This is a genomic window from Nocardioides bizhenqiangii, from assembly GCF_034661235.1.
GTDB classification, from domain to species: domain Bacteria; phylum Actinomycetota; class Actinomycetes; order Propionibacteriales; family Nocardioidaceae; genus Nocardioides; species Nocardioides bizhenqiangii.
On the sequence record NZ_CP141059.1, the window covers coordinates 2,395,824 to 2,410,431 of the forward strand.

Genomic DNA, 14,608 nt, shown 5'->3' on the forward strand with positions numbered 1-14,608 from the left:
GTCCCCTGCCATCTCAGATGGCGTAGAAGTTGTTGCAGCCGTAGAACTCGTCGCCGGGGTCGGTGGTGTCGTAGTAGACGGTGTCGTTGCCCGGTCCGCACTGGATGAGGTCGGCGTTGCCGTCTCCGTAGACGTAGACGACGTCGTCGCCGTAGCCGGCCCGCACCTCGTCGGTTCCGAAGCCCGGGACCAGGGTGTCGTGGCCGGCGTTGCCGTACAGGACGTCGCCGTGGGCGCCGCCCGCGATGTAGTCGCCGTCGCCGCCGCCGCGCAGGGTGTCCCTGCCGTCCGCGCCGGTCAGGTAGTCGTAGCCGGGCCCGCCGTAGATGGCGTCGGCGCCGGCGTAGCCGTAGAGCGAGTCGTGGCCCTCGAAACCGTAGATCGTGTCGGCGTACGACGTGCCGTAGAGGTAGTCGTCGAGGTGGCTGCCACTGATGTTCGCGGCGGACGCGGGGCTCGCCGAGAACGCGGCGACACCAGCGGCGGCGGCCGCCGCACCAAGGGCGAGGATTCGGATGGAACGCATGGGATCTCCTTCGGTCGTGGCCCGCCGCTGCGGCCGGCCTCATCCACGGGATGCGCCCAGTCCCCCGCCCAGTTCCCGGATTCCCGGAACTTTTTCTCGAACCGGCGCCCCGAAGGCCGCTAGCCCCAGTGCCAGGTCTGCTTCGCGAGCAGGTCGCGCGCCCGCGCGATCCGCGACCGGACGGTGCCGACGGGCACGCCGAGCCGCTCCGCGATCTCGTCGTAGCCCAGCTGGTCGAACTCCCGCAGGACCAGCGCCTCTCGGTAGGGCTCCGGCACCCGGTCGAGGGCCTGGCGCACCGCCACCTCGTCGGCCACGACCGAGCTCAGGCGGCGGGCGAACGCCCACTGCTCCGGGACGTCGTCACCCGACGGCTCGCTCTTGCGCTGCTTGCGCCGCAGGACCTGGAGCGCCTCGTTGCGTGCGATGGCACGCACCCACGTCTGGAACCGCGACCGTCCCTCGAACTGGTCGATCTTCTCCATGACGGCGATGAGCGTCAGCTGCGCGGCGTCCTCGATGTCGGCGGGATCGACCAGGAGCGAGGTGATCGCCGGCTGGGCGACCCGGTAGCGGTGGACCAGCTCGAGCAGCAGCTCGGTCGCCGGCACCGCACCGCCCGCGCCGTGGACGGCGAGCCCGTCGAGGATCGCGATCCGGTCGTCCGCCGCGGCGGCGCCGTACTCGGTCACGATCGTGCCGCGCGCCGCCGCGTCGCCGGCCGCGGCCGACTGCAGGAGCTCCGGATCGGTCACCGAGCACCGCCGGCGTAGTCGAGCGCCACCACGACCGCGATGCCGACCGCGACGACCGCTGCGACGAGCACCGCGAGGAGCAGCGGCCCGCCGGGGAACCAGGTGTGGCGCGCCGCCGGGACCGGCGTCGGTCGGTGGTCGGTCCCGGGCCACGGCACCGGCGCGACCGCCGGCGGTTCCACCGTCGGCGTCGCCGGCGTCGTTGCGCGGACGACGGTGGCGGGCGCCAGGCTGCTGTCGAGTGCGGTCACGAGCTCACGGGCCCAGGTGCGGGCATCCGGTTGCCGGGCGTCGCGGTCGCGCGCCATGCCTCGCTCCAGCACCGCGGCCACCCGGGGATCGCGCGGTCCAGCGGTGAGGTCGAGCAGCTCGGCGACGACGGCCGACGCGGCGTAGATGTCGGCCCGCCCGTCGAGGGGCGCGCCGATCGCCGCCTGCTCGGGAGCCATGTACGCCGGCGTGCCGACCGCGGCCGTCACCAGGCGCGTGGACTCCAGCGCCTTGGCGAGACCGAAGTCCCCCAGAACGAGGAAGTCGTCGTCGCGCAGCAGCATCCCGCCCGGGAAGCCGTCGGGTGCGTTGCCCGGCGCGGCCGGCCTGATCAGGATGTTCGACGGCTTGATGTCGCGATGGACCACGCCGCGGTCGTGGATCGCGGTGAGCGCGTCGCCGAGGGCGACGGCGACCGCCCGGACGTCGGGCACGGTGACCGTCCCGCTCCCTTTCTCGACGTCGTCGACCCGGTCACCGAGGGTGCCGCGCTCGGCGAGCTCCAGCACGAGGTACGGCCTGCCGTCGGGCAGCTGCGCCACGTCATGGACCTTGGCGGTCCGTGGCGACTCGATCCGGCGCATCAACCGGGCTTCCTTGATGAACCGGGCTCGGCCGTCGGGGTCGAAGGCGACCTGGGTGGAGAGCACCTTGAGCGCGACGAACTGCTCCAGCACAGGATCCTCGGCGCGATAGACGGCGGCATGCGCACCGACACCGAGCCGTTCGAGGACGACGAAACGACCGATGGCCTCCACGGCGCCATCCTGTCAGAGCGTCCGGGCGAGCCACTCCCCCAACGACCTCGCGCTGCGGTCGACGAGCGTCGGCCAGTCCATCGCGGACTCGTCGGCCCGGTCGGAGACGTGCTTCACGAGACGCACCGGGACGTCGAACTGCAGCGCCGCGTAGGCGACGGCGTACCCCTCCATGTCGACCAGGTCGGCCTGGGCGGCCAACCGCTCGCGGACGACCGGGTCGGTGACGAAGACGTCGCCCGTCGCCAGCACCATCGCTCCCGGCCCGCAGCGCAGCCGCTCCTGCGGGTCGTAGCCGAGCGCCCGGATCGCATCGGCGTTGACGTCGTGGTTGAGCACGACACCGGGCTCGTGCAGACCCTCGTGGTGGTCGTGCAGAGCGCCGGCGGTGCCGACGTTGACGACCTCGAGCCCGCTGAGGTCGTCGTACGACGCGAGCGCGCGGGCCACCGCTGTCGCCGCCGCGGTCTTGCCGATGCCGGTGACCAGGACGGGCAGCGAGGAGGGCACGTACGCCGCCTCGGCCCGGGTCGCCGCGACGACCAGGTGGCGGGTCACCCGGTCACCAGCCGGCGGGCAGCGGACGGCCCTCGTGGAAGCCGGCGGCGGACTGCACGCCCACCACCGCGCGCTCGTGCAGCTCGGCCAGCGTCGCCGCGCCGGCGTAGGTGCACGCCGAGCGCACACCGGCGGAGATCTGGTCGAGCAGGTCCTCCACCCCGGGCCGGGTCGGCTCGAGGTACATCCGCGACGACGAGATGCCCTCCTCGTAGAGGCCCTTGCGTGCCCGGTCGAACGCCGACTCCGAAGACGTGCGGCTGGCCACGGCCCGCGCGGACGCCATGCCGAAGGACACCTTGAACGGCCGTCCGTGGGCGTCCTCGAGCAGGTCGCCCGGCGACTCGTGGGTGCCGGCGAACCAGGAGCCGATCATCACCGACGACGCGCCCGCGGCGAGAGCCAGAGCCACGTCGCGGGGATGCCGCACTCCCCCGTCGGCCCACACGTGCGCGCCGAGGTCGTGCGCTGCTTCGGCGCACGCGAGCACCGCCGAGAACTGGGGCCGGCCGACACCGGTCATCATCCGGGTGGTGCACATGGCGCCCGGGCCCACACCGACCTTGACGATGTCGGCGCCTGCTTCGACCAGCGCGCGGGTGCCGTCGGCGTCGACGACGTTGCCGGCGACGACGGGCACGGGCGGATCCAGGGCGCGGACGGCCTGGAGCGCCTCGACCATGCGGTCCTGATGACCGTGCGCGGTGTCGACGACCAGGCAGTCGACGCCGGCGTCGAGCAGGGCCCGCGCCTTGGCGCCGACGTCGCCGTTGACGCCGACCGCGGCTGCTATGCGGAGCGACCCGGTGTCGTCGACGGCGGGCCGGTAGAGCGTCGCCCGGAGCGCGCCGGTGCGGGTCAGCACACCCACGAGCCGGCCGTCCCTGTCGACGCCGACCGCAAGCGTCGCCCGGGCGTCGTCGAGCGCGTCGAAGGCCTTGCGCGGCTCTGTGTCCTCGTCCACGAGCACCTCGACCGGACGCATGACCTGGTGCGCCTGCGCGAACCGGTCGACCTCGACGCAGTCGTCCTCGAGCACGACCCCGACCGGACGGTGCTGGTCGTCGACCACGACGGCGGCGCGGTGCGACCGCTTGGGGATGAGCGAGAGCACCTCGGCGACCGTCTGGTCCGGGCGGAGCTGGATCGGGGTGTCGAGCACCAGGTGCCGGGTCTTCACGAACGCGACGACGTCGGAGACCACCGATGCCGGGATGTCCTGCGGGATCACGACCAGGCCGCCGCGCCGGGCGACGGTCTCCGCCATCCGTTTGCCGGCAATGGCGGTCATGTTGGCCACCACGATGGGGATCGTGGTCCCTGTGCCGTCGTCGGTCGCCAGGTCGACGTCGTACCGGCTCCCCACGGATGATCGCCGCGGGACCATGAACACGTCGTCGTAGGTCAGGTCGTGGGAGGGCACCCGGTCGTCGAGGAATCGCACGTCCCGAATCTACCGCCGCCGGGAGCCGGAAGCGCCGCGGCGGCGGGGCGCGAGGGGCCGCCGCAGACCCGCTCCGCGATGATGGGTCGGTGAGGTCCGTGACTGCGCGTGCACCCGGCAGGGTCAACCTGATCGGCGACCACACCGACTACAACGGCGGGTTGTGCCTGCCGTTCGCGGTCCCGCTGGTCACGACGACGACCGCGCGCGTCCGCGGCGACGACCGGATCCGTGTCCGGTCCACCGCGTTCCCCGACCCGTGGACGGGTCGCCTCGCCGATCTCACGCTCGACGGGCGCGACGGGATCCCCGACTGGGTGCGGTACGTCACCGGCGTGCTCTGGGCGGCGCGCGAGGACGGCTGGCCGGTCCCTGGGCTCGACCTGGTCGTCGACAGCGAGATCCCGCTCGGGTCCGGGTTGTCGAGCTCGGCCGCGCTCGAGTGCTCGGTCGCGGTCGCCGTCGGCACCCTGACGGACCAGCCGCTGGACCCGGGCAGCCGGCTGCCGCTCGCTGAGCTGTGCCGTCGCGCCGAGACCGAGTACGTCGGTGCGCCGACGGGTGGGATGGACCAGCTGGTGTCGCTGCTCGGCACCGCGGGCCACGCGCTGCTGATCGACTTCGCGGACACCAGCGTCCGTCAGGTCCCGCTGCCGCTCCACGAGGACGGGCTCGTCGTCCTCGTCACGGACACCGGCACACCGCACCAGCTCGCCGGTACGGACAGCGGCTACGCCGACCGGCGCGCCGAGTGCGATGCCGCCGCCGCCGTACTGGGACTCCCGCGCATCGGCCTCGCCTGGCCGGACGACCTGAGCCGGCTCGACGACGACGTCCAGCGGGCGCGGGCCCGCCACGTGCTGTCGGAGAGCGCTCGAGTCGAGGACGTGCTCCGCGCCGTCGCCGGCGGTGACTGGGCGGCCGTCGGCAACATCCTCACCTCGTCCCATGCCTCGTTGCGGGGAGACTTCGCGGCGTCCACCCCCGCACTGGACCTGGCCGTCGCGACCGCCGTCGACGCCGGTGCCCTCGGTGCGCGGCTGACCGGCGGTGGGTTCGGCGGCTCCACGATCGCGCTCGTGGAGGAGGAGCTGGCGGACACCGTGCGCGAGGCCGTCGACGCCGCCTTCGCCGACGCCGAGCTCCCGGCGCCGACCCACGTGGCGGTGCTGCCGGCGGACGGCGCGTCCGTCACTCGGAACGGCTAGTTGCGGGCCGGCTCGGCGACCAGGCAGTAGGAACCGTCGGAGAACCCCGACGGGCGCACGGCCAGGGCCTGGTTGAGCCGGGCCCGCTGGTTCTCCCACGCGACCTCCGCCGCGAGCTCGGCGATCTGCGACCGGGCGAAGCGCGCCTCGAGCCGGCTGCGGAGGTCGTCGGACACGAGCGCGGGCGAGGCCGAGACCGCCGCCGCGAACTCGACCACCAGCTTCTCGTCGTCGGAGAGCACCGGGCTGTCGGCGTAGGTCAGGAGGGCCTGCAGCTTCTCGTCGGGGATCCCCTCGGTGCGGGCGATCTCGGCGCCGATGTCGAGGCAGAACTCGCAGTTGACGACCATCGCGGCCTTCGCGACGGCGAGCGTCTTGAGCTCGGCGGGCATCCGCCCCATGAGGATCAGCAGCGACTCGTAGGTGCCCTGCGCGACGAGCAGCTGGGGTCGCCGTACGAGCCAGCCCAGCAGGTCGCCTCGGTTGCGGCGCGCCTTGCGGAGGACCTTCAGATGAACCCGGATGCGGTTGAGGACTCCCATTCTCATGCCCCGTCTTCGTCAGGAGCGCGGGAGGCGTCACGTCGGTCCCACCACCAGGCGAGGGCGAGCAGGATGCCGAGGACGCCCTCGATGGCGTGCAGGGCGAAGCCGGCGGCGAAGACGCCGATCTCGGTGAAGCCGTGCAGCCCGAACCCGATCGCGATCGGGGTGCAGGTCAGCACGGAGACGGTGCTCCACCTCCGGCTCACCGCGGCGGCGGCCGCGCAGACACCGAGCGCGATCAACGCCAGGCCGCCCTCCCGGAACGGGTGCGGGGCGTAGGGCTCGCCCAGGTTGTCGGCGATCCACTCGCCGGTCGCAAGCCCGCCGACGCCGTGGACGACGAAAGCGAGCGCGAGCACCGCGGCGACGGTGCTGAGGAGCCGCCCTGGGCGGTCGCTGAGTGTCGCCGCCGCCGTCGACGTGACCGTCATCTGCTCTCGGATCCGCGCGAGGAGGGCAGGAGGCGCCGCCGGCCGGGCCGTCGCCGCGAGCCAGAGGACGGTCGGGTCGGTCGCCGTCCCGCCGCGGCCGGCCAGCACGTCGTCGATCTGCGCCTCGCTGCGCTCCGGGTCCTCACTCATCGCTCATCACCTCCCGCAGCCGGCCGATCGCGCGGTGCACGAGCATCCGTGCCGCGCTCGGGGAGACGCCGAGCACGGCCGCCACCTCGGCCGAGGTGAGCTCGCCACCGAAGCGCAGGGCCACGGCTTCCCGCTCGCGCGCGGTGAGCACGCCGAGCCGTCGTCGTACGTCGTCGGCACCGAGGCGCCGCAGGGCGTCGCCTTCGGGATCGTCCTCCGCAGATTCCTCGATCCGGTCGCCGAGGTTGTCGAACGGGAGCTCGCGGCCGTGCTTGCGCCACCAGTCCGCGACCGCGTGTCGCGCGATCCCGACCAGCCAGCCACCCACCGTGCCGCGCGCGGTGTCGTACGACGACCACGACCTCAGCGCCTTCTCGAACACCTGGCTGGTCACGTCCTCCGCGTCGCTGTCCGAGGGCACGCGCAGCCGCACGTAGCGCCAGACGGGCGTCACGTGCTCGCGGTAGATGTCCTCGAACCGCATCTCACCTCTTACGGGAGTCCTTCGCGCCGACGGCCCGTTCCGTCACGCCGGATAGTGGCACTGCTGCCAGACTTCCGCCATGCGGTTGCCCGACCCCGCGCTGGTCGTCCTCGTCGGTGCGTCCGGATCGGGGAAGTCGACCTGGGCCGCCGAGCGCTACCGCCCGCAGGAGGTGGTCTCCTCCGATGCGCTCCGGGGCGTCGTCGGCAGTGGCAACCACGACCTCGACGCGTCGGTCGACGCGTTCGCCATCCTCGAGCAGGTCGTCGCCGCCCGGGTCGGGCGCGGCCTCTGCACGGTGGTCGACACCCTCGGCCTCGACGCTGGCCGGCGGACGAGCTGGCTCGCGCTCGCGCGGCAGGCCGGCCTGCCGGCGGTAGCGGTGGTGCTGGCGACGCCCGAGGCGGACTGCCGGAGGCGCAACGCCGCCCGCGACGTGCCCGTGCCGGCACCTGCTCTCGCCGGCCAGCTCCGTCGGATGCGGACGGTCGCGGAGGAGCTGGCCACCGAGGGGTGGGAGGTCGTGGTCACCACGGAGGGTGCCGCATCGCAGGGCGCGGCCGCCGAGGAGCAGGTCGTTGCCCGCCCGGCTCCGGTCGCGGACACGCGGGACCGTCGTACGTCGGCGGGCGTCGAGGTGGTGCTCCAGGTGTCCCGGTTCCCGTGGGGCGAGGACCCGGCCGGCTGGCTCACCGGCATCGCGCTGGAGGCGGACCGCCTCGGCTTCGCCGGCATCGCGCTGATGGACCACCTGGTGCAGATCCCCCAGGTCGGCCGGGCGTGGGAGCCGATCCCGGAGCCCTACGTCACGCTCGGGCTGCTCGCCGGGCTCGACACGCGCCTGCGGCTCGGCACCCTGGTCACGCCGATGACGCTGCGACCGGCCGGTGTCGTGGCCAAGGCCGTCGCCACCCTCGACGCGCTCAGCGGCGGCCGGGCGTTCGTGGGAGTGGGTGCGGGGTGGTGGGAGCGTGAGCATGCCGGCTTCGGCGTACCGTTCCCCGGCGCCCGGGAGCGCCTCGACCTCCTGGAGGACGGCATCGAGACCATGCGCGCGCTCTGGTCGCCGGGCACGAAGGCGTGGCACGGCACCCGGGCTGCACTGCCCGAGACCACCTGCTACCCGCGGCCGGTCGGTCCGGTACCGGTGATCGTCGGCGGCTCCGGCGAGCGGCGGACGCTGCGGATCGCGGCCCGGCTCGGCGACGCGTGCAACCTGCCATCGGATCCCGCGGTGCTGGCGGCCAAGACCGCGGTCCTGCACGCCCACTGCTCCGACGTCGGCCGCGACCCCGCCGAAGTCGCGGTCACGGTGTTGGACCTGCCGGTCGTCGGACACGACCGCGGCGACGCCTGGCGGCGGGTCGAGCGACTGCGCGGCCGCACCGCCGCGGCGTCGTACGCCGCCCGGCACCACGCCGCGCCCGCGCCCGCCCACGCCGAGCGGTACGCCGCGCTCGCCGAGCAGCACGGCGTGAGCACCGTGTTCCTCGGGCTACCGGACCTCGACAGCGCCGACGACCTCGAGCGGGTGGCTCCCCTGCTCGCCTGAGCCCCGCGAATCGGCCCACCCTGCCCGTCCAGTCGGCCCGGTTCGACCGGCAGACTCCCCCGATTCGACGGGCAGACTCCCCCGATTCGACGTGCAAGCTGGGCGGATTCGAAGGGCGGACTGGCCCGATTCGCGGTGGGCTACTTCAGCTCGGCGCTCGAGAGGCCGAGGATCCGGCGGGCGACGATCAGCTGCTGGATCTGCTGCGTGCCCTCGAAGATGTCGAGGATCTTGGAGTCGCGGCTCCACTTCTCGAGCAGCTCGGCCTCGCTGTAGCCGATCGACGAGCACAGCTCGACGCAGCTGAGCGTGACGTCGGAGCCGACCCGGCCGGCCTTCGCCTTGGCCATCGAGGCTTCGAGCGAGTTGGGCTTGCGGTTGTCGGCCATCCACGCCGCCTGCAGGGTGAGCAGGCGCGCTCCCTCCCAGTCGGCCTCGAGCTGCAGGAAGCGGGCCGCGGCCGCGGACTGGAGGTTGGCCGGCTTGTCGTAGTCGACCTCGACGCCGGCCTGCTTGAGCAGGTCGCGGGTCAGGTCGAGCGACGCCTGGGCGCAGCCGACCGCCATCGCGGCCACCAGCGGCCGGGTGTTGTCGAAGGTCGCCATCGCCCCGGCGAAGCCCTGCTCGACATTGACCTCGGGAGAACCCATGAGGTTCTCCTTGGGCACGCGGCAGTCGGTGAAGGTGATCACGGCGGTGTCGGACGCCCGGATGCCGAGCTTCTCCTCGAGCCGCTCGACCTTCATGCCGGGCGTGCCCTTCTCCACGACGAACGACTTGATCGCGGCGCGCCCGAGTGACTTGTCGAGGGTCGCCCAGACGACGACGCAGTCGGACCGCTCACCGGAGGTGACGAAGATCTTCTCCCCGTTGATGACGTACTCATCGCCGTCGAGGACCGCTGTCGTCGACACGGCGGCCGAGTCCGAGCCGAACGCCGGCTCGGTGATCGCCATCGACGCCCACTTGCCCTTGAACCGGGCCAGCTGCTCGTCGTTGGCGACCGACGCGATCGCGGAGTTGCCGAGGCCCTGCCGAGGGAACGACAACATCAGCCCGACGTCGCCCCAGCACATCTCGGCGATCGAGGTCACCGAGGCCATGTTGGCGCCGTTCTTGACGGTGGCGTCCTCGACGATGCCGTCGCGGCGGACTCCGGCAGCACCGGCACCCTCGCTGGCGCCGGACTCCTCCAGGCCGTCGATCATCGCGGCAAGGATGTCGAGCTCCTTGGGGTACTCGTGCTCGGCGATGTCGTACTTGCGGGAGATCGGCCGCAGCATGTTCATCGCGACCTGGTGAGCCTGATCGATCAGCGCGCGGTGCTTCTTGGGGATTTCCAGGTTGATCGTCATCAGACGAGCACCGTCCCTTCCATGATGCCGATGGCACGCAGGTCGCGGTACCACCGCTCGACCGGGTGCTCCTTGACGTAGCCGTGACCGCCGAGCAGCTGCACGCCGTCGTTGCCGATCTGCATGCCCTTGTCGGCGCAGAGCTTGCGGGCGAGCGCGACCTGCTTGCTGAAGTTCTTGCCCGCGGCCGCACGCGCGGCGGCGCGGTAGGTCAGCAGCCGCATCGCCTGCAGCTCGATGGCGATGTTCGCGACCATGAAGGCCACCGACTGCCGGTGGGCGATCGGCTCGCCGAACGCCTCACGCTCCTTGACGTACGGCGTGACGTAATCGAGCACCGCCTGCGCGGTGCCGACCGCGAGCGCACACCAGGCCAGGCGGGACAGCCGCACGCACTCGGCGTACGTCGACCCGTCGGTCTCCCCGAGGACTGCTTCCGCGGGGACCTTGACGTCCTTCAGCTCGAGCTTGGTCATGGATGCCGCGCGGACACCCATCGCGGGATCGCCCTCGATGGCGAGACCCTCGGTGGAGGACTCCACGAGGAACAGGACGGGCTTGCCGTCCAGGTTGGCGCCGACGACGAACAGCTCGGCCTGGTCGCCGCGGGCGACGAGGCTCTTGGTGCCGTTGAGGACGTAACCGCCGCCGGACCTCGTGGCGGTCGTCGACGGGTCGAGCACATCGAAGAGGACCGTCGGCTCGTTGAGTGCGAGCGCCGCGGCGGGCACCTCGTTGCCGGTGAACGCGGGGAGGTAGGTCTGCTGCTGCTCGTCGGTGCCCCAGAGGCCGATCGCGGTCGCAACGGACCCGGGTGCGAGGGTGGCGACGGCGAGGCCCATGTCGCCCTTGGCGAGGGCTTCGGCGACCAGCGTGCCGGCCATCGCCGATCGCTCCTCGGAGATGCCGCCCAGGGCTTCCGGCACGCCGAGGATCGGCAGGCCGATTTCGAGGCTGGACTTGAGCAGCTCGTCGGGGGCGGCGCACGCGGCGTCGGCGGCGGATGCCGCCGGGCGGACGACCTCCGCGGCGAACTCGGAGACGAGGTCGACCAGCATCTGCTCGTCCTCGGTCGGGGTCAGGTCGAACGGGCCGGTGCCCGCGGTCGGGGCCGGGTGCGTGCCGGGCGCGCCCTTCTTCCCGGACCGCGCGAACGTCCGGCTCGCGTTGGTGATGGTCTTGAAACCGGTCCGGGTCACGTTGAACACGACCTGCTCGGTCTGCCTGCGCAGGCCCAGCCTGTCGATGACGTCACTCTGGGCGAGCCGGTTGAGCCCCGCGACGAGGAAGCCGATGGGATCGCGCCGCTCGCTGTCGGGGACCCCGTGCTTGCCGCCAGGCTTGAGGTTGCTGATCAGGGACATGCCAACAAATGTAACTGCGAGTTACACACAGCGCTACAGCTGGCAGCCAATTGAGGGGCAAATGCCGCGTGCGACTCGTCACAACGCGGGCCCTAGGATCGCTGGCCATGTCAGCCAAGGGGTCCGACGAGCACGTGCACGCGCCGTACGGCCCGCTCCCCCGGGGCGGGACCGTCCGCCCGATCGCCCGCTGGGGCACGCCGGTGATGCACCGACCACAGCAGGCGGTGACCGCTGACCAGTTCGGCGGCGACGAGCTGCGCAACCTCGCCGCCGACATGGTCGCCACCATGTACGCCGCCGACGGGGTCGGCCTGGCGGCCTGCCAGATCGGGGTCGACCTCGCCGTCTTCGTCTTCGACTGCCCCGACGAGTCCGGTGACCGTTACGTCGGCGTGGTCTGCAACCCGACGGTCACCGTGCCCGAGGACCGCGGGCGCAAGCTCGACGACGGCGACGAGGGGTGCCTCTCCTTCCCCGGCGCCTTCTGTCCCTGCGCCCGCCCGGACTTCGCGACCGTCGACGGCTTCGGCCTGGACGGTGAGCCGGTGCGGTTCGAGGGCGACGGCCTGCTCGCGCGCTGCCTCCAGCACGAGACCGACCACACCTTGGGCACCGTGTTCGGGGATCGGTTGTCGGCCCGGGCCCGCAAGAAGCTCCAGAAGCTTCACGACGCAGCCGCCGCCGACTACCCCGCGGACTGGCCGACCTGACCTTGGCCCGGTCGCAAGCTCCTCACTCGTCGTTCCGCGGCGGGGGCACCGAGCCCGGCTCGTCGTCGAGCATGTCGCGCCAGCGGTCGTCTTTCGGCTGCGGCTTGCGGGGACCGCGCCGACCGGGCCTCCGGTCGTTGTCGAAGCGCACCTTCTGGCTCTTCAACTTGTACTTCACTGGCACCTCGTCGCCCTGGACGGGGTCGAAGGAGGAGGTCTTGCAGGTCGCGCGGAACCGCGGGCTGCCGTCGGGAGGGCGTACGTCGAGAATGAACTCGAACCTCCGCACCTTCGTGGCTCGGCCCTCACCGCCAGTGGAGGTGTAGAACTCCTTGAGCAGGCGACGGGCGACGACCGTCGCCGTTCCCTCGTCCCAACCGAATCCGAACACGGCGCCTCCTCTCGGTCTGGAATGCCGGCCTCATCCTGGCACCGCTCAGCGCCGCGCGGTGACGTAACACGCGACCGCGGAGGCGGCCGCGACGTTGAGCGAGTCGATCTCGGCGGCCATCGGGATGATCGCGCGACGGTCGGCGGCCTGCTCCCAGCGCGCGGACAGGCCGTGGCCCTCCGAGCCGAGCACGAGCGCGACCTTGTCGAGGCCGGCGACGGCCTCCTCGATCGGCGCGGAGTCGTCGGCGAGGGTGAGCGCGACGGTGGTGAAGCCCGCGGCGGACAGCGCCGGAAGCGCGTCGCGCCATTCGGTCAGCCGTGTCCACGGCAGGCTGAACACGGCGCCCATCGCGACCTTGACCGAGCGCCGGTAGAGCGGGTCGGCGCAGCGCGGGGCCAGCAACGCGGCATCGAACCCGAGTGCTGCTGCGCTGCGGAAGATCGCACCGACGTTGGTGTGGTCGACGATCTCCTCGAGCACCACCACCGACCGCGCGCCGTCGAGCACGTCGGCGACCGACGGCAGCGGTCGTCGTACCAGCGATGCGAGCGCGCCCCGGTGCACGTGGAAGCCGGTGACCTCCTCGGCCAGCGCCTCCGAGACCACGTAGCAAGGGGCGTCCGTGGTGGCGAGCACGTCGGCGAGGCCGTCGAGCCACCGGGGGGCCATCAGGAAGGAACGGACCGGGAAGCCCCCTTCGATCGCGCGGCGGACGACCTTCGCGCCCTCGGCGAGGAAGAGGCCGTGCTCGGCCTCGAGGTGCTTGCGCAGCTGGACGTCGCGCAGGTCGCGGTAGTCGGCCAGCCGGGGGTCGTCGGCCGCCGCGATCTCGACCAGCTCAGCCATCGGCGGCGGGGGCGGGGAATGCCTCGGGGAACGCCACCCGGACCACCTCGCCGACCACGATGATCGCCGGCGGCTGGACCCTCTCGTCCGCGATGGAGGCGCCGAGCGTGCCGAGCGTCGCGAGGACGGTGCGCTGCGTGGGCATCGTCCCGTCGCACACGACCGCCACCGGCGTGCCGGGCTTGCGGCCGCCGGTCACCAGCGCCTCCGCGATGCTCGCGGCGTTCTCGACTGCCATCATCAGGACCACGGTGCCCCGCATCTGCGCGAGCGCACTGTAGTCGACCAGCGATTCGGGGTGGCCGGGCGGCAGGTGGCCGGAGACGATCGTGAACTCGTGGGTGACACCCCGGTGGGTGACGGGAATGCCGGCGATGGCCGGTACGGCGACCGGGCTGGTCAGGCCCGGGATCACGGTCACCGGCACGCCTGCCTCGCGGCACGCGATGACCTCCTCGTAGCCACGGCCGAACACGAAATTGTCGCCGCCCTTGAACCGGACGACCCGCTTGCCGGCGAGTGCGCGCTCGACGATCACCCGGTTGATCTCGGCCTGCTGGGCGCTCCGCCCGCGCGGCAGCTTGGCGACGTCGATCAGCTCGACGTCGTCGGGCAGCTCGCCGAGCAGCTCCCGCGGCGCGAGCCGGTCCGCGACCACGACGTCAGCCTCCATCACCGCCCTCCGGCCGGCGATCGAGATCAGCTCAGGGTCGCCCGGTCCGCCACCGACGAGGGTCACCCCGGGTGACCGCTCGCGGTGGTGCGGCGCCGCGATCCGTCCCTCACGCAGCGCTTCGAGGATCTCGTCGCGGAGGGCGACCGACCGGCGCGGCTCCCGGTTGCCGAGCACGGCGACGGTGACGCCGGCGTGCCGGCCGACCGCGGGTGTCCAGGCACTCCCCCGGGTCGCGTCGTCGGAGCGCACGCAGAAGATCCGCTGCCGCTCCGCGAGCTCGCCGACGCGCTCGTTCACCGCCGGGTCGTCCGTGACGGCGATGACGTACCAGGCCCCATCGAGATCCGCGTCCTCGAACCCCCGCTGGTGCCACGTGATCTCGCCGGATCCCACCAGTCCCTCGATCGCCGGCGTGACCTCCGGCGAGACGACATGCACGTCCGCGCCGACCGCGATCAGCTGCGGGACCCTCCGCTGCGCCACGCTGCCACCGCCGACGACCACGACCCGCCGCCCGGCGAGCCGAAGTCCCGAGGGGTAGGTGGGGAAATCCATGTGTCCATCATCGACGCGCAGCGC

Annotated in this window: 16 protein-coding genes; 3 read left to right on the forward strand and 13 right to left on the reverse strand. The window is 72.5% G+C overall.

From position 1 onward, the window contains the following. Positions 1 to 13: 13 nt before the first annotated feature. The 5 genes from SHK19_RS11600 to SHK19_RS11620 all read right to left on the reverse strand — a co-directional run bounded on the left by SHK19_RS11600 (position 14) and on the right by SHK19_RS11620 (position 4,311). Positions 14 to 526: a calcium-binding protein gene (locus SHK19_RS11600; RefSeq protein WP_322455119.1), complete on the reverse strand. Its 513-nt coding sequence runs from the start codon at positions 524 to 526 to the stop codon at positions 14 to 16. Positions 527 to 645: 119 nt separating this feature from the next. Next, positions 646 to 1,281, reverse strand: coding sequence for a sigma-70 family RNA polymerase sigma factor (locus tag SHK19_RS11605; protein ID WP_322936304.1), 636 nt, complete (start codon positions 1,279 to 1,281; stop codon positions 646 to 648). Further along, positions 1,278 to 2,309 (reverse strand): serine/threonine-protein kinase, encoded by a 1,032-nt coding sequence (locus tag SHK19_RS11610; RefSeq protein ID WP_322936305.1) that lies wholly within the window; start codon positions 2,307 to 2,309, stop codon positions 1,278 to 1,280. Before SHK19_RS11610 ends, SHK19_RS11605 begins: the two co-directional genes overlap by 4 nt. Before the next feature lie 12 nt (positions 2,310 to 2,321). After that, complete coding sequence (locus SHK19_RS11615) at positions 2,322 to 2,867, reverse strand: nucleosidase (RefSeq protein WP_322455122.1); 546 nt, start codon at positions 2,865 to 2,867, stop codon at positions 2,322 to 2,324. 4 nt (positions 2,868 to 2,871) lie between these two features. Further along, positions 2,872 to 4,311 carry a GuaB1 family IMP dehydrogenase-related protein gene (locus tag SHK19_RS11620; protein WP_322936306.1) on the reverse strand — a complete coding sequence of 480 codons (1,440 nt, stop codon included), beginning with the start codon at positions 4,309 to 4,311 and terminating at the stop codon, positions 2,872 to 2,874. Positions 4,312 to 4,409: 98 nt separating this feature from the next. Between SHK19_RS11620 and galK the strand changes: the two genes are divergently transcribed. Next, positions 4,410 to 5,519 (forward strand): galactokinase, encoded by a 1,110-nt coding sequence (galK, locus tag SHK19_RS11625; protein WP_322936307.1) that lies wholly within the window; start codon positions 4,410 to 4,412, stop codon positions 5,517 to 5,519. Here galK and SHK19_RS11630 read toward each other — a convergent pair. Genes SHK19_RS11630 through SHK19_RS11640 form a run of 3 tightly spaced genes read right to left on the reverse strand, consistent with a single transcriptional unit; the run spans position 5,516 to position 7,129 of the window. Continuing rightward, positions 5,516 to 6,067, reverse strand: coding sequence for a carboxymuconolactone decarboxylase family protein (locus SHK19_RS11630; RefSeq protein ID WP_322455125.1), 552 nt, complete (start codon positions 6,065 to 6,067; stop codon positions 5,516 to 5,518). The genes galK and SHK19_RS11630 overlap by 4 nt on opposite strands. Continuing rightward, positions 6,064 to 6,645 carry a hypothetical protein gene (locus SHK19_RS11635; RefSeq protein WP_322455126.1) on the reverse strand — a complete coding sequence of 194 codons (582 nt, stop codon included), beginning with the start codon at positions 6,643 to 6,645 and terminating at the stop codon, positions 6,064 to 6,066. The genes SHK19_RS11630 and SHK19_RS11635 overlap by 4 nt, the downstream gene beginning before the upstream one ends. After that, on the reverse strand, positions 6,638 to 7,129 hold the full coding sequence (locus tag SHK19_RS11640; RefSeq protein WP_322936308.1) for an RNA polymerase sigma factor: 492 nt from the start codon (positions 7,127 to 7,129) through the stop codon (positions 6,638 to 6,640). Before SHK19_RS11640 ends, SHK19_RS11635 begins: the two co-directional genes overlap by 8 nt. Positions 7,130 to 7,208: 79 nt before the next feature. On the opposite strand from SHK19_RS11640, the gene SHK19_RS11645 reads away from it, so the two are divergent. Beyond that, positions 7,209 to 8,681 (forward strand): LLM class flavin-dependent oxidoreductase, encoded by a 1,473-nt coding sequence (locus SHK19_RS11645; protein WP_322936309.1) that lies wholly within the window; start codon positions 7,209 to 7,211, stop codon positions 8,679 to 8,681. Between the two features lie 140 nt (positions 8,682 to 8,821). On the opposite strand, the gene SHK19_RS11650 is transcribed toward SHK19_RS11645, so the two are convergent. Next, a complete protein-coding gene (locus SHK19_RS11650) occupies positions 8,822 to 10,036 on the reverse strand; it encodes an acyl-CoA dehydrogenase family protein (protein WP_322455129.1) in 1,215 nt (404 codons plus the stop codon). Then, positions 10,036 to 11,400, reverse strand: a complete 1,365-nt coding sequence (locus tag SHK19_RS11655) for an acyl-CoA dehydrogenase family protein (protein WP_322455130.1) — start codon at positions 11,398 to 11,400, stop codon at positions 10,036 to 10,038. Before SHK19_RS11655 ends, SHK19_RS11650 begins: the two co-directional genes overlap by 1 nt. A 107-nt stretch (positions 11,401 to 11,507) precedes the next feature. On the opposite strand from SHK19_RS11655, the gene SHK19_RS11660 reads away from it, so the two are divergent. Beyond that, a complete protein-coding gene (locus SHK19_RS11660; protein WP_322455131.1) occupies positions 11,508 to 12,113 on the forward strand; it encodes a peptide deformylase in 606 nt (201 codons plus the stop codon). 22 nt (positions 12,114 to 12,135) lie between these two features. Here the strand turns inward: SHK19_RS11660 and SHK19_RS11665 are convergent, their stop codons facing one another. From SHK19_RS11665 to cobA, 3 genes are read right to left on the reverse strand one after another with little or no spacing between them, the layout of a single operon-like run. Further along, positions 12,136 to 12,504, reverse strand: coding sequence for a hypothetical protein (locus SHK19_RS11665; RefSeq protein WP_322455132.1), 369 nt, complete (start codon positions 12,502 to 12,504; stop codon positions 12,136 to 12,138). A gap of 45 nt (positions 12,505 to 12,549) precedes the next feature. Further along, positions 12,550 to 13,353, reverse strand: coding sequence for a TrmH family RNA methyltransferase (locus SHK19_RS11670; RefSeq protein ID WP_322936310.1), 804 nt, complete (start codon positions 13,351 to 13,353; stop codon positions 12,550 to 12,552). After that, positions 13,346 to 14,584 (reverse strand): uroporphyrinogen-III C-methyltransferase, encoded by a 1,239-nt coding sequence (cobA, locus tag SHK19_RS11675; RefSeq protein ID WP_322936311.1) that lies wholly within the window; start codon positions 14,582 to 14,584, stop codon positions 13,346 to 13,348. Before cobA ends, SHK19_RS11670 begins: the two co-directional genes overlap by 8 nt. Positions 14,585 to 14,608 lie beyond the last annotated feature (24 nt).

Bases quoted from the DNA above. Each gene is read 5' to 3' on its own strand.
- SHK19_RS11600 (WP_322455119.1), bottom strand. From the start codon at position 526: ATGCGTTCCATCCGAATCCTCGCCCTTGGTGCGGCGGCCGCCGCCGCT.
- SHK19_RS11630 (WP_322455125.1), bottom strand. From the start codon at position 6,067: ATGAGAATGGGAGTCCTCAACCGCATCCGGGTTCATCTGAAGGTCCTC.
- SHK19_RS11635 (WP_322455126.1), bottom strand. From the start codon at position 6,645: ATGAGTGAGGACCCGGAGCGCAGCGAGGCGCAGATCGACGACGTGCTG.
- SHK19_RS11640 (WP_322936308.1), bottom strand. From the start codon at position 7,129: ATGCGGTTCGAGGACATCTACCGCGAGCACGTGACGCCCGTCTGGCGC.
- SHK19_RS11645 (WP_322936309.1), top strand. From the start codon at position 7,209: ATGCGGTTGCCCGACCCCGCGCTGGTCGTCCTCGTCGGTGCGTCCGGA.
- SHK19_RS11650 (WP_322455129.1), bottom strand. From the start codon at position 10,036: ATGACGATCAACCTGGAAATCCCCAAGAAGCACCGCGCGCTGATCGAT.
- SHK19_RS11655 (WP_322455130.1), bottom strand. From the start codon at position 11,400: ATGTCCCTGATCAGCAACCTCAAGCCTGGCGGCAAGCACGGGGTCCCC.
- SHK19_RS11660 (WP_322455131.1), top strand. From the start codon at position 11,508: ATGTCAGCCAAGGGGTCCGACGAGCACGTGCACGCGCCGTACGGCCCG.
- SHK19_RS11670 (WP_322936310.1), bottom strand. From the start codon at position 13,353: ATGGCTGAGCTGGTCGAGATCGCGGCGGCCGACGACCCCCGGCTGGCC.
- cobA (WP_322936311.1), bottom strand. From the start codon at position 14,584: ATGGATTTCCCCACCTACCCCTCGGGACTTCGGCTCGCCGGGCGGCGG.